This is a genomic window from Ideonella sp. P3_A4, assembly GCF_056403075.1.
Map to the genome: position 1 here is coordinate 1 of NZ_JBFUGE010000129.1, position 13,805 is coordinate 13,805.

Here is a 13,805-nt window from a genome sequence, read left to right on the forward strand (position 1 = left end):
GCCCTGCGCGGCGTTGTAGACCTCGGGCGTGCTGGCATAGGTGTCGTCGGTCGGCGGGTAGTGGCTGTCGCCCTCGTAGAAGCGATCGACGCGGCCGCCCAGAACGACCTGCTCGCCCGTGGCGGTCGTCACCGCCGTCGCGTACCAGCGCTGGAAGGCCATCGACTGGCTCTTGCGGGTGATCTTGTCGTCGGCCGGCGTGAAGACGTTGACGTTGTCGTTGGCGTAGTTGCGCTGCTCGTTGACGAAGCGGTCTCCGCCCACCAGCAGCACGTTGCCACTGCCCGGCAACAGCACCTGGCCACCGCAGAAGATGTCGGTACCGGTCGTGTTGTCGAGCAGCTGCTTGGCGTTGTCGCCGGTGCCCAGCGCGGGGTCCCAGACCGAGTAGTTCTGCAACGCGCCCTGGTAGCCGCTGGGCTTGCTGCCGTAGGCGAGCACGCGGCCGTCGGGCAAGAGCACCACGTGGATCGGGATGATCGGCCAGCTGAACGGCGCGCCGAACACGCCCTTCACGTGGGCGTCCGGCGGGCCGTTCGGGATGCCCTCGGCCTTGGGCTGGGACAGGGCCATGCGCCGTTCCGGTGCGACACCCGGCCCGGCGCCGTAATCGATCGGCGTTGAAGTTTCTGTGTCCCAGCGGTCCTCTTCGGTCAGCGCCGATTCATCGCGAGGGGCTGATCCGCCGCAACCCACCAAGGTGGCTGACGCCAAGAGAAACAGGCTCAGCCGGTGGACGGCCGAGGTCGAAGGAAGGGGATGGGACATGACAGGTCTCCCGGTTGGAGCGGCTGGCAAAAGCTCGTCCGTGCCGGTTCGGCATGCCGGCATCTGTTGGGGCGGGCAGCGAGGTGGTTGGCCCCAGTTCAGCAAGTAACGGTCCCGCCTAACGTGCCGTTCCGCCTGACCCCAACTTCAAAAAAGATGCAGGCTTGCGAACCGTTGGCCGTGGTTCGCGCCTCTTGGTCAATGGGAATGTTCCCGTCAACCCTAGTGTCCTGTCCCTCCATGTCCACCTACCAAGACCCGCAAGATCTGCAACTGGCCGCCAGCCTCGTCCAGCTCGCGCCGCGTGAGGCCCAGGCCTTTCTGCAGCTGAAGTCGACGGCCGAACGCAAGGACGGCCAGATCCCTGACAAGGTGCGCGAGATGATCTCGCTGGCGGTCGCGCTGACCACGCAGTGCGCCTACTGCATTGACGTGCACACGAAGAACGCGGTCGCCGCCGGCGTCTCGCGGCAGGAACTGGCCGAGGTCGTGTTCATCACTGCAGCCTTGCGCGCAGGTGCGGCGGTAGGCCATGGCCTGATGGCTCTGCGCCTGCACGACGAGGCCGCGGCCCGCCACAATCAAAGCACCGAGGCCTGATCCAACGACTGCCATGCCCACCACCCCTGCGAATGACTCCGCCGCGCGCCGCTTCGGCGTCGGCATCCTCGGCCTGGGCGTGATGGGCCTGCGCATGGTGAACGAGCTGAAGCAGCATCCGCACTTCAGCATCCCAGCCGCATTCGACCCCGCGGCGCCCGCCGGGCCGGTGCCGATGCTGGACAGCGTCGAGGCGGTGATTCACCACCCCGAGGTGGACTGTGTCTACATCGCCTCGCCGCCCAACAGCCACCTGGCCTTGCTGACCCAGGCGGCCCAGGCGCGCAAGGCGGTGTTCTGCGAAAAGCCGCTGGCCGCCTCGATCGACGAGGCTCAGGCCTGCGTAGCGGCCATTGACGCAGCGGGCGTGCCCGCGGCGGTGAACTTTCCGTTCGCCAGCGCTGCGGCCTGCCTGCGCTTGCAGGAGCTGGTCCATTCCGGCGCACTCGGCGTCGTGCAGGAAGCGCGGTTGACCCTGCGCTTTGCGACCTGGCCACGCAGCTGGCAGACCGCCGCGAGCGCCTGGCTGGCCCGCCCGTCGCAGGGCGGCTTCGCGCGCGAGGTGCTGTCGCATTTCATGTTCCTGAGCCTGCGCCTGTTCGGGCCCGGCACCATCCGCCAGGCGACGCTGGAACGCGGCCCCGCCGGCACCGAGACCGGGCTGCAAGCCGTGCTGGACTTCGGCCCCGTTGCGCTGACCATCGACGCGGCCGTCGCCGGCGAAGTCGACGACCACAACCGCTACGAGGTGCGCGGCTCGCGCGACAACGCCGCGCTGGTCGACTGGGGCCGGCTTGAGCATGGCGGCGCCACCACCGACCGGGTGCTGGCACTGCCGGGCCAGGTGCAGCGCCTGTACCAGCTGCTGTGCGGCGAGCCGAACCACGGCCTGGCCACCGTCGGCGAGGCGGCCGAGGTCGCCACCCTCATCGAAGGGTTGCTCAGCGTGTAGCAGCCCCGCGTCATGTAATGCGGCGTAATTGTTCGCGCCGCCTCGCCGCCCGACCATGGGCCTCCGCTGTCATCAGTATCAGGAGGTTCCATGAACGCCCGCCACCCCACCCTTGGCGATGACGCGCCGGTGACGGTCGCCGTGGAATCGAAGTTCATGCAGAACTTCCGGGTCGCCACCGCCGTCAACCCCGGTGCCGGCCTGGCCTCGACGCGCAATGGCAGCGGCGACACCGAGTTCTTCAGCCTCGGCACCGACCAGGCGGTCCACAACTACTACGTCGACCCGAGCTCCGACACCGGCTACTCGACGATGCCGATCGGCGTCTTCGCGGGCACGATCGGTGTCACGGTCAATGCCGCCGGTGCGATCGTCGTCTTTGCCGCCAGCGCCACCACGCTGACGATGGTGACCGAGCAGCCCGGCCAGGCACAGCGCTGGAGCGCGCCGGTGCAGCTGCAGGTGCCGATGCCGCTCAATCCGCGCCTGATTGCGGGGCTGTACACCGCCACTGACGGCGCCACCAGCTACCTCGCACTGCTGATCCAGACCCAGTCGACTACGCCCGGTGCCAGCTACCAGCTGGTGCTCGCGACGATGGCCGGCAACCAGCCCCCGGTGTTCGTCAAGACCGGCCTGACCTTCAGCAGCCTGAACTGCACCTGGATGGGCAACACGGCGGCGACGATGCAGTTCGTCTGCGCCGATGGCGCGCTGGTGTCCGTGACACCTGCCGGCCAGGGCACCCGGCTGCCAATGCGCGCCAGCTTCCAGAGCCTGAGTGTCGCCAGCGCCGTCGATGGCCAGGGCCACGCGCAACTGTTCGCGGTGCTGGCCGATGGCAACGCCTACAAGTTGCTCGACAGCGGCGGCACCTACAGCTGGGCCCAGTTGACGCGCGACCAGAGCTTCACGCAGATCGCCGCCGAGCCCGATGGCAGCGGCAACATCCACCTGCTGTGCGTCGGCGCCGGCCGCCTGTCGCACCTGATGCCGGTCGGCGAGCGTGCCAGCGGCTATGGCGACCCGACGCCCATCCTGGCCCGGGTCTCGGCGTTGGTGATGGCGTCCAACGACGATGGTGACGTCGAAGCCTTTGCCGGCAATGCCACCGCGCTGAACTACCTGGCCTGGGAGGCGCAGAGCACCCACTGGGACGTGCTGCCGGTCGAGATCCAGCAAGACCAGGTGGTCGAGGACTACAGCTCCTATGGCAGCGACGTGCAGCTGCGCGACGCCTCGGGCGCACCCCTGGCGCAGCAGGGCGTGACGATCACCGCCACCGAGTTGACCCGCATCACCGTCAACGGCGCCACCTATTTCGTCGACACGCAGCGTGCGGCGCATGTCACCACCAACGAAACCGGCATGCTGAACATCCAGCAGCCGACCAACGCGCTGTCGGTGCCGACGCTGCTGCTGTCGGTGCCGGGCCTGATGCCCCCTGGCGATGCGATCGCGATCTCGCAGGACATGGTCACGCAACGGCCGCTGGCCGCGCTGACCGGGCCCACGCTCTACGCCGCGACCACCAACGCCGGCACGCCGGTGCTGCCCGACGCCTACCGCACGCCCGACCAGGCAGCCGCCATCGCGTCGGCGGTGGCGCAGGTGATGGGCCTGGCTACGCAGGGCACACCACTGGCCGCAGCGGCTGGGGCCCGTGTGCGCCGGCCGCGCCCCGGACTGCGGGTGATCCGCCAGGCCGACGGTCAACGCCTGCGCCAGCTGGCGCCGCACCAGCCGCAGCACTGGCGCTTCTCGGTGGCCAACGGCGTCGCRCAATTCCAGACGCTGAGCGCAAACGACGCGCAGATCCATCTGCAGTCGCTGCGAGCCACCTCGCGCCAGGTCGGCGGCTTCATCGATTTCGTCAGCAGCCTGGGTGACCTGGTCGCCGGTGCTGCAGAAGGCTTGGTCGACATCGTCGAGACCACCGTCACGACTGTCGGCAGCGCGATCCATGCCGCGGTCCAGTTCGCCGTCGATGGCGTGACTTACCTGTTCGAGGCTGCCGTCGATGAGGTGGAACAGCTGTTCGACGTGGCCGAGGCCGTGTTCGCGCAGGTCAAGGTGTTCTTCCAGACGCTGTACGAGTGGCTGGGCTTCGTCTTCGACTGGTCAGACATCGTGCGCACCGCCAAGGCGATGAACTACACGGCCAACCAGTTTCTCGGTTTCTTCCAGGGCGCGGTCGGCGGCATGCAGGCCTTTTTCGACCAGGGCACGGGCGAGCTGCAGACCACCATCAGCGGCCTGTTCAACCAGGCCATCCAGAGCGTGGGTGGCACCAGCGTCGGCGGTTATGCCGACAGCAATGAGCCCGACGACCCGCAGGTGCAGGGCGCGCTGTCGAACAACCCGATCTTCAACGCCCTGCTCGACAACGCGAGCGCAATGAAGCCTTCCGCCGCGTTGTCGCGCGCGCTCGCTGCGGCCCGCACCAATGTCGGCGACGACCCTTATGCGGCGATCGAGCAGGCACTGCAGACCGGCACCACCAGCGCCACCGGCAACGCGAACTTCGCGCCGATGCAGAACTACTTCACCACGATGGGCTCGGCGCGCAGCAACGTATTCAGCTCGCTGCTGCAAGGCATGCTGGCCGTCGTGCGCGACCTGATCCAGGCGGTGCTGTCGGGCCTGCAGACCATCGTCGACCAGCTGCTGCAACTGCTGCAGACGATGATGGGCGCGTTCACCTCGGCGCTGAACGAAGACTGGAACGTGCCGATCCTGTCGCCGCTGTTCGCCCACGCCACCAACGGCATGCCGATGAGCACGGTGAACCTGATCTCGCTGGTGATGGCGATCCCGGCGACGGTGCTCTACAAGGCGGTCTACAACAAGGCACCGTTCGCGACGGACGCCGACCTCGCCGCATTCGAAAACGCGTGGGACGCCAACACGCTGCTGCGCGCCAGCGGCCTGCGCGGCGAGTCGGCGATGGGCTCGCAGCGAGCGTTGCTGCGCTCAGCCCAACAAGGCGACACCCGCTGGACCGGGCTGCTGCCGCAAGGCGTGGCACCGGTGGTCGCGATCCTCGGCGCGGTGGCGGCGTACTTCAACGCCGGCATCAGCGCAGTGACCGACGCGGCCCCTGAAGGCAACCACATCGAGCCGCTGTCGATCTGCGGCTTCGTCACCGAGGTGCTGGGCCAGGCCGCGAGCTGCCCTTGGTTCTATGCCGCCGGCGTCGTGGGCTGCAGCGGCGACGGCGCCGGCTATCTGAACTGGACCTACGCCAACCTCGGCGTCGCGCTCGACCTGCTGTACCTCGTCACCGGCGAGTCGATCCCGAGCGACGTGCAGTCGGTCATCACCCACCTTTACGGCAACGTGCACCTGGCACTGTCGATCCTCGCGTCGACCGGGCAGTCGGCCGCGGACATCGCATCGAACGTCCTGGCGGTGATCCCCGAGACCGGCAAGATCCTGAAGTTCTCCGGCATCGTCGCCGCCACCGAGGGCATCTCGCTGGTCGTGCTGGCCGTGCTGGACGCCGTCTGCCTGCCGGTGGCCGCGACGATCGCCACGGTCGAGACGATTGTGGTCGTCCCGCCGACCGAGTCGCTGGCACCGTTCATGCCGCTGGCCGCCGCCGCGTTTGCCGAGGCACCGCCGCCCTTGCCCAACATCTCGCTCGCCGGGTTGCCGCGGCCTTCAGCCACCGCGCCGAACACCGTCACCGCCGTCCCCGCCTGAAGGAGTACCCATGCTGATCAAGACCCGCGACCTGACGCCGATCGTTTCGACCCAGGCCGTTGGCCGGCCCTTGAGCCCACTCGGCCCCCTGCCCCGCCGCCCGCAGCGGCTGATCGACACCAGCGCCACCTTTGCCGGCGTCTACGTGCGGCCTAACCTTGGAAATGGTGGCAGTGTGCCCGCCGGCGGCCCGCTGTGCACCAGCCCGGACWTCTGGATCGCCAACCAGACGGCCGTGCAGAACCCGCAGCAGACGCTGGCCAGCGCCGCCAGCTACGCCACCGGCTCGAACAACAACGTCGAGAGCGGGATGGCCAACTGCATCTACGTGCGTGGCTACAACAACACCGCCAGCACGCAGACCAAGCTGGTCTCGCTGTACTACGCGCCGGCCGGCGTGATCCAGTGGCCGGGCCAGTGGCAGAAAAACATCCTGCTGACGGACCAGAACAACCCGACCGCGAACCTGGTGCTGCCCTCCCAAGCCGTCGGCGTCACCGACCAGGTCTTCGCCTGGAACAACCCGGCACCGCCGCCGCCGGGCAGCGACCACTATTGCCTGTTCGCCCAGCTCAACGACGCGGCCAACGCCAACCCTTTTCCCGACATCACGCATGCGCTGGACATGTCTGCGCTGGTCACCAACAACCTGGGCTGGGGCTGGAAGAACACCACCTATGTGCCGGCGCCGTCGGGGGCCTCGTTCGCCTATTCGACGATGCTCAGCGTGCCGACGAACGTGGTCGCGCCTGGCAACACCTTTCTGGTCTGGGTCAACCCGAGCAACTACGTCGGCTGGTCGGTGCAGTTCAGCTGCAGCCAGGCCGACTCGGACGGCAAGGTCATCTCGCTCGGCCCGCATCCGGTGCCGATCACCGCCAACGGCCAGATCATCGGCCTGGTGGTCACGCTGGAGCCCGGCTTCAACGCGCTGATGTCGGTCACGCTGTATTCGAACGGCAACCGCCAGATGCCCGGTGCCAGCCTGCCGCTGCTGTGCTCTTACCAGGCCTCGGGCACACACGCTGAAGAGGCCTATGCCCGCGGGCTGGTCGACCCGGTGTTCATGCGCGCCGTGAACGACGGCCTGCGCAGCACGCGGCAGAGCCTGGGCGTCACGCCCACGGCCTATGTCGGCCTGGGCGGCTACACCTGGGCCAACCCGGTCCCCTCTTGAAACGGCGGCCAAGTCTTTCCGCCACCTCGCCGGAGTTCACCATGAGCAACCCCTCGTTTGCGACCGTGGCCGTCACGCCGGCCGTCGGCTTCTACCTGCGCAACAACCTGGCCGACAGCGGCAGTGCGGCCCATGTCGCGCCATACGGCCAGAGCCCGGACATCATCCAGTCCGACACCCTGGTGCATGACCCGCGGGCCACTTTCGCCACGCCCCAGAGCTGGGCCCAGGCCTACAACACCGCGCCGGTGGCCGACACCAACTACTACTACGCCCGTGGCCGCAATGGCGGCACCGCATCCGCCGCGCCSCAGATCAGCTTGTATGCAGTGCCGGCCCAGCTGATCGCCTGGCCCTCGCTGTGGGGCAAGCCCATGCCCACGGTCGACGGCCAGACCGTCTCGGTGCTGTCCGGCGTCAACCAGGGCGCGATCGGGGTCACGCCCGCGCCGTTCGCGTGGATCCCGGCGCCGCTGCCGGCCACCAGCAGCTTCCACACCTTCGTCGCCTGGTCGACCAGCAGCGCGCACCCGGCCCTGCCGCCAAGCGCCACCAGCTTTGCCGAGATGGCCACGCTGATGGCGGCCACGCCCGGGCTGGCGCTCAACCAGGTCACTTGCCTGGACGCCGACGCCGGCCCCTGGGTGGTGCGCATGGGCCTGTCGATTCCGGCCGCTGTCAATGACGCGCAGCCGATCGTCTTCCTGCTCAGCGCCAGCGGCCTGAACGGTGCCGCGGTGGGCGTGCTGGGTGACACCTTCACCGCCGGCCGCCAGCAGCTGCAGCTGGCGCCGCAGGTGCCGCCCGACGGCACGGTGATCGGCTTCACGGTCAACCTGCAGCCGGGCTACCAGGGCAGCTTGGTGGTGCAGATCTGGCCAGGGACCTCACCACCGTTGAACGGCGCCACGTTGACCTTGCAGGCGCAATATCAAGTGCCACAAGACCAGATCGCCCAGGCCGCATGGCGAGGCACGCTCAGCGCCGCCGGCCGGCACCTGCGCGCGCTCGGCATCACACCTCAGGCCATGTCGCCACTCGGGGAAGTCACGATCACTTTCTCACGAGGCTGACGCGCAACAAAACTACCAACGCTGTCATGACGACACTACACTGGGCCGACGAACGCACCCCTCGACGGGTGCAAATCAGGGAGAGACGTCGGTCCATGGGCATGCTGCTGAACAGCGAGACGGGCGACCGCGTGTTGCTGCGCGGGAATCACGTGTTCGGTCGCAACGCGCTGCGCTCGGACACCGTTCTGCCCGATCCCGAAGCCTCGCTGTTGCATGCCGTGCTGCGCTGGCGCGATAACGGCTGGGTGGTCACCGACCACAGCCGCAATGGCAGCACACTCGACGGCCGCCGGATCAGCACTGGCGAGTCCGTCACCTTGGCGCTGGGCCAGGTTCTACGCTTCGGCCCGACGGCCCGCGCCGGCTGGCAGGTCGTCGATCTGTCGCCGCCCGGCAGCGCGCTGTTCCCGCTCGATCCCGGCCACGCCCCGCTGCTGCTGGCCCGCCACAACCTCTTGCCCGACGCCACCTCGCCGGAGCTGAGCCTGTACGAATCCGGCGCCAGCGTCTGGACCCTGGAACAGCACGGCGAAACTCACCAGATGCGCGACGGCGACGCGCTGGTGGTGGGCGGCGCGCGCTACCGACTGGTGATCGCCAATGAAGTCGACGACACCCGCGCCCTGGCCCAGCAAACCGAACCACCTCAACTGAGCTTCAGGCTCAGCCTGGACGAAGAGCACACCTGGCTGCAGGTGCGCTGCGGGCCCCACCAGGCCGACCTGGGCGAACGCAGCCACCACTACGCATTGGCCACGCTGGCGCGCCAGCGCCTGGCCGACGCGCGCGAAGGCATCGACCCCGACGCACAGGGTTGGCTGGCCAGCGCGAAACTGGCCCGCATGCTGGGCATGGAGCCCACGCACCTGAACATCCAGGTCTTCCGCGCCCGTGACCAGTTGATGAACGCACTGCCGACTGTCAGCGCGCTGTCGCAAGTGATCGAGCGCCGCCGCGGCGGGCTTCGGCTGGGCGCGGTGGGCCTGGAAGTCCATCGCGGCTCACAGCTCGAAGGCCGCTGGTGGCCAGGGGAGAACCGGGTTTCATGAACACGATCGAACTGGGCGCCGGGCCGCCCGGCTACAGCCTGGTCGAACGCCTGGGCGAAGGCGCCTCGGGTGTCGTCTACAAGGCGCGCCAGCACAGCACCGGCCAGTGGGTGGCGGTGAAGTTCTTGCGTGCCGCCGCGGGGGCCGACGAGGCCACGCGTGCGCGCCGCCATGCACGCTTCGCGCGCGAGACCCATCTGTGCGCGCAGCTGCACCACCCGCACATCGTGCGCCTGCTCGACCAGGGCCAGACCGAGCGCGGCGACCTGTTCGCCGTCTTCGAGTTCGTGCCCGGCGAAACCCTGCGTGACCTGCTGCAGCGCGACGGTGCGCTGCCCGCCACGCAAGCCGGTGAACTGATGGGTCAGATCCTGGACGCGCTGGTCGACGCGCATGCCCAGGGCATCGTCCACCGCGACCTGAAGCCGCTGAACATCATGGTCACGCAGCGCGGCGATCGCCTGCATGCCAAGGTGCTGGATTTCGGCATCGGCACGCTGGCGGCCGAGTTGGGCGCTGCCGAATCAGGCGAGCTGACGCTCAGCACCGAAACGCTGGGCACCCCGCGCTACAACGCACCCGAACAACTGCGCGGCGAGCCGCCGACAGTCAAGTCCGATCTCTACGCCTGGGGCCTGATCCTGCTCGAATGCCTGACCGGCGGGCCAGCCGTGCGCGGGCATACGCTGGCCGAGGTCTACCACCAGCACCTGAGCCCGAACGAGTTACCGCTGCCGCCCGCGCTGCTGGCCCACCCGCTGGGCGAGCTACTGCGCCGTGTGCTCAGCAAGCAGGCGCGCGACCGCGGCGACACCGCCGCCGTCTACGCGCGCTTTCGCGAACTGCCGATGCATTCGCTGGTCGGCACACTGGCGCAGGAAGGCAGCGGCCTCGACAGCGCCGCCACCACGCGCATCGCGCCGCTGCGCACCGAGCGGCGCCAGATCACGATGTTGTGCTTTGCACTCGACCTGGTGCCGCTGGGCGATAGCGTGCCCTCGGAAGCCGCGGTCGAGGCGATGGAAGAGCTGCTGGGCGACCAGCTGGCGCTGTGCCACGACACCTGCCTGGCCTTCGGCGGCCACCGCGCCGGTGCGCTGGGCAGTTCGCGCCTGATGTACTTCGGCTACCCGCAAGCGAGTGACAGCGCCGCGCGACGCGCTGCCAGCGCCGCGCTGGAGCTGGTCACACGCTGCGCCCAGCGTGCCCGCCGCATCGAGGCGCGCAGCGCCATGCGGCTGGAGCTGCGGGTCGCGTTGCACGCCGGTGTGATGTTGACGCGGCCCGGCCAGGTGCCCTCGGGCCTGGCCACCGCTGTGGCCGAACGGCTGCTGCAGCAAGCGGCCCCCGGCAGCATCGTCGTCAGCGACCGCGCGCAGCAACTGCTCGACCRCCATTGCCTGCTCGAACCGGCCGAGCCCCAGGTGGCGATGGAAGATGGCCAACGGGCCCCGACCTGGTACCTCAGCGCCGAACGCAAGGCCGACAGCCACGCCGGCGGCGCGCTGCACCTGGCCCCGCTGGTCGGCCGCACCCGCGAGACCGCCGCGCTGACCGATCTGTGGCACCGCGCGGCCGGTGGTGGCAGCGGCGCGCTGCTGCTGGTGGGAGAGCCGGGCCTGGGCAAGTCGCGCCTGGCGCAGGCCTTGTGCGAACTCGTCAGCGACGACCACGGCCGCGCCTGGGTGTTGCAATGTCTACCCGAGCAACGCCACAGCGCGCTGCACCCTTTCCTGCGCTGGCTGTCGCACCAGCTTCGGCTCGACGACGCGGCCGACCCGAGCACGCGCCTGCAGAACGAACTGGCGCGGCTGCACATCGGCGGCGCCGAGACCAGCGTCATCCTCGCCAGCTGGCTGGGCCTGCCGCTGCCGCCCGCCGCGGCCGAACTGCAGCACGCACCGCAACGCCAGCGCGGCATCGTGCTGGATGCGTTGCAAGCGCTGCTGCCGGCGCTGGCGCAAGGCCCCGCGGTGCTGGTGGTCGAAGACGTTCACTGGGCCGACCCGACCAGCCGCGAACTGATCGACCGCCTGATCGCCAACGGCGGCGTGCCGGGCTTGGGCGTGGTGCTGACTACGCGCCCCGATAGCGACTACCGCCCGCAGCTCGAAGTGCTGCAGCTCAAGGGCCTGGCACCGGCCGAGGCCGAAGACCTGCTGCGCCACCTGCCCGGTGCGCAGGCGCTGGCCGTGTCCGACATCGCGCGGCTGGCCACTCGGGCCGACGGCAACCCGCTGTTCCTCACCGAGCTGGCACGCGCGCGGCTCGACCATGCATCGCCCGCCGTCGCGGCGTTGAGCATCCCACCGAGTTTGCAAGAGGTGCTGGCCCAAGCGCTGGACAGGCTCGGCCCGGCGAAAGAAACGGCGCAGATCGCCGCGGCGATCGGCCGCGAGTTCGAACCCGCGCTGCTGGCCCAGGCCGCTGCGCGAGACGAAGCCGCGGTGCAAAGCGATTTGGAGCAACTCTTTCTCGCCGACCTGGTGGCGCGCCAGCGCCGCGTGCAAGGTGACGCGTACGTCTTCCGCCACGCGCTGATTCGCGATGCGGCCTACGACTCGCTGCCGCGGCTGGCGCGCAGCCAGGCGCACGAGCGCATCGCCTTCGCGCTCGAAGCGCAGCCGGGCTGCCCGCCCGCGACGCTGGCCCAGCATTTCGCGCAGGCCGGCCGTGTCGAGCGCGCGGTGCCGCTGGGCCTGCGCGCCGCCGGCGAATCGCTGGCCCGCGCGCAGCACGACGAAGCGCTGGGCCTGATCGACACGATGCGCCCGTGGGTCGACGCCTTGCCGCTCGACACCCGCAGCCCCGCCGATCTGGACCTGACGCTGCTCGCCACGCATGCGCTGATGTCGCGCTTCGGCTGGGCCGACCCGCGCGTGCGCGCCGCGGCCGAGCGGGCGCATGGTCTGCTCGAACCGCGAGACGATGCCCCCGGCGACCCGGCCCATCGCGCCGCCGCGCTGTGGGCGCTGGCCACCTTCCACCACGTGGCGAGCGACCGCGACCGCGTGCGCCAGCTGGCAGCGCAGCTGGTCTCGCTGGCTTCGGAAAGCCCCGACGCGCAAGCGCTGCAACGCGCCGCCTACACGCTGCAGGGCATGGCCCAATGGATCGACGGTGCGTTCACCGAAGCGGCCATGTCGCTGACCCGCGTGGCCGAGCTGCCTCGCGCCAACGGCACCGAAGACGCTGCCCGCTTCGGGCTGGACTGTCGCTGCTGGAGCCTGGCCGCGCTGGCCAACGTGCGCTGGTTCCACGACGGCGACCGCGAAGCCGCGATCGCATTGGCCCGCAACGCCGTCGCTGAAGCCGAAGCGCTGGGCCATGTGCCGACGCTGGGCCTGTGCCTGATGTACCAGGCCTTCATCCACCAGCACGACAACGACCGCGCGACCGCCGGCCAGGTCTGTGGCCGATTGTTGGCACTGTCGTCGCACTACGGCCTGCCTGCAGTCGAGGCCTACGCCGCGATGATCGACGCGTGGGTGCGTGACGATGCGGGCACGCTGTCGGCCATCCTCGAACGCCTGCATGCCATGGGCTGCTCACTGGGCTCCACCTTCCTGGGCTCGCTCGGCGCCGACGTGGCGCAACGCGCCGGAAACCACGACCAAGCCCTGCTGACGCTCGACGCCTGCCTGGCGCAGGCCGAGCGCAGCAGCGAGCGCTACTTCGTTCCCGAGCTGCTGCGCCGCAAGGCCGCCGTGCTGCTCGACAGCGGCCAACAAGGTGTGGCCTCGCCCGCACACGCGCTGCTGCTGCAGGCGCGCACGCAGGCCGACAGCCTGGGCATGACCTACACCGCCCGCGAAGTCATCCGGCAGATCGGGGCCCTGCCGGAGCCCGGCCTGGACACGCCAGCCGGGGGTGACCCTGGGCCCCACCCCCCAGAAACTTTCAGCGGAGAAGTAGATGAAGACAGACGACTACGGCACCTATGACCGCTTCGTGGCATTCCGTGCTGCGGTGATGCAGGCGATTGCCCTGGCCTGGGGCAACGACCAGTTCCGCAAGGAACTGATCAAGCACCCCAAGGAGGCCATGAAGGAGCACCTCGACTACACCTTCCCGTTCAACATCGACCTCGCTGTCGATGTCGACAACGCGCGCTGGGAGCCGATGACGGTGACCGATTGGCATGTGCTTCGGCGAGACACCTTGGACATGGTGCTGCCGCCGAAACCCGAAGACGCCAAGCAGCAAGTCGAAGCGCTGGCCGCTTTCAATGCCACGCACCTGACCTTCCTCAACGACTAAAGCAGCATCAAGGAGCGCCACCATGCCCCGTAACAACGAATTGCCTTCGTACGAGTCGCTGCTGGAATACCAGGAGGTCTACCTGCGCGCTGTCGCGCTGTCCTGGAGCGACCCGGAGTTCAAGAAGAACTTCCTGGCCGACCCGCGCAAGACGATGGAGGACTACTTCGGCTATTCCTGCCCGTGGAACGTGACCATCCGCGTCACCGAGCCCACAG

At 69.0% G+C, this 13,805-nt stretch carries 9 protein-coding genes and 1 pseudogene; 9 read left to right on the forward strand and 1 reads right to left on the reverse strand.

Annotation, left to right across the window (positions count from 1 at the left end):
- Positions 1 to 768: pseudogene (locus tag AC1DYI_RS13825) on the reverse strand (hypothetical protein); the annotation flags it as partial.
- A gap of 240 nt (positions 769 to 1,008) precedes the next feature.
- On the opposite strand from AC1DYI_RS13825, the gene AC1DYI_RS13830 reads away from it, so the two are divergent.
- From AC1DYI_RS13830 to AC1DYI_RS13870, 9 genes are all read left to right on the forward strand, one after another.
- On the forward strand, positions 1,009 to 1,368 hold the full coding sequence (locus AC1DYI_RS13830) for a carboxymuconolactone decarboxylase family protein (RefSeq protein ID WP_477204697.1): 360 nt from the start codon (positions 1,009 to 1,011) through the stop codon (positions 1,366 to 1,368).
- Positions 1,369 to 1,381: 13 nt separating this feature from the next.
- Positions 1,382 to 2,320 carry a Gfo/Idh/MocA family protein gene (locus AC1DYI_RS13835; RefSeq protein WP_477204698.1) on the forward strand — a complete coding sequence of 313 codons (939 nt, stop codon included), beginning with the start codon at positions 1,382 to 1,384 and terminating at the stop codon, positions 2,318 to 2,320.
- Positions 2,321 to 2,410: 90 nt separating this feature from the next.
- Entirely contained in the window at positions 2,411 to 6,025 is a 3,615-nt protein-coding gene (locus AC1DYI_RS13840; protein WP_477204699.1) for a hypothetical protein, read from the forward strand.
- Positions 6,026 to 6,035: 10 nt separating this feature from the next.
- On the forward strand, positions 6,036 to 7,202 hold the full coding sequence (locus AC1DYI_RS13845) for a hypothetical protein (RefSeq protein WP_477204700.1): 1,167 nt from the start codon (positions 6,036 to 6,038) through the stop codon (positions 7,200 to 7,202).
- A gap of 41 nt (positions 7,203 to 7,243) precedes the next feature.
- Positions 7,244 to 8,275 carry a hypothetical protein gene (locus tag AC1DYI_RS13850; RefSeq protein ID WP_477204701.1) on the forward strand — a complete coding sequence of 344 codons (1,032 nt, stop codon included), beginning with the start codon at positions 7,244 to 7,246 and terminating at the stop codon, positions 8,273 to 8,275.
- Positions 8,276 to 8,370: 95 nt separating this feature from the next.
- Positions 8,371 to 9,327 (forward strand): FHA domain-containing protein, encoded by a 957-nt coding sequence (locus AC1DYI_RS13855; protein ID WP_477204702.1) that lies wholly within the window; start codon positions 8,371 to 8,373, stop codon positions 9,325 to 9,327.
- Complete coding sequence (locus AC1DYI_RS13860; RefSeq protein WP_477204703.1) at positions 9,324 to 13,271, forward strand: TOMM system kinase/cyclase fusion protein; 3,948 nt, start codon at positions 9,324 to 9,326, stop codon at positions 13,269 to 13,271. Before AC1DYI_RS13855 ends, AC1DYI_RS13860 begins: the two co-directional genes overlap by 4 nt.
- On the forward strand, positions 13,243 to 13,587 hold the full coding sequence (locus AC1DYI_RS13865; RefSeq protein ID WP_477204704.1) for a BMA_0021/BMA_0022 family TOMM bacteriocin: 345 nt from the start codon (positions 13,243 to 13,245) through the stop codon (positions 13,585 to 13,587). Before AC1DYI_RS13860 ends, AC1DYI_RS13865 begins: the two co-directional genes overlap by 29 nt.
- A gap of 22 nt (positions 13,588 to 13,609) precedes the next feature.
- Positions 13,610 to 13,805 (forward strand): BMA_0021/BMA_0022 family TOMM bacteriocin (locus AC1DYI_RS13870; protein ID WP_477204705.1); only part of this gene is annotated, 196 nt, incomplete at its 3' end.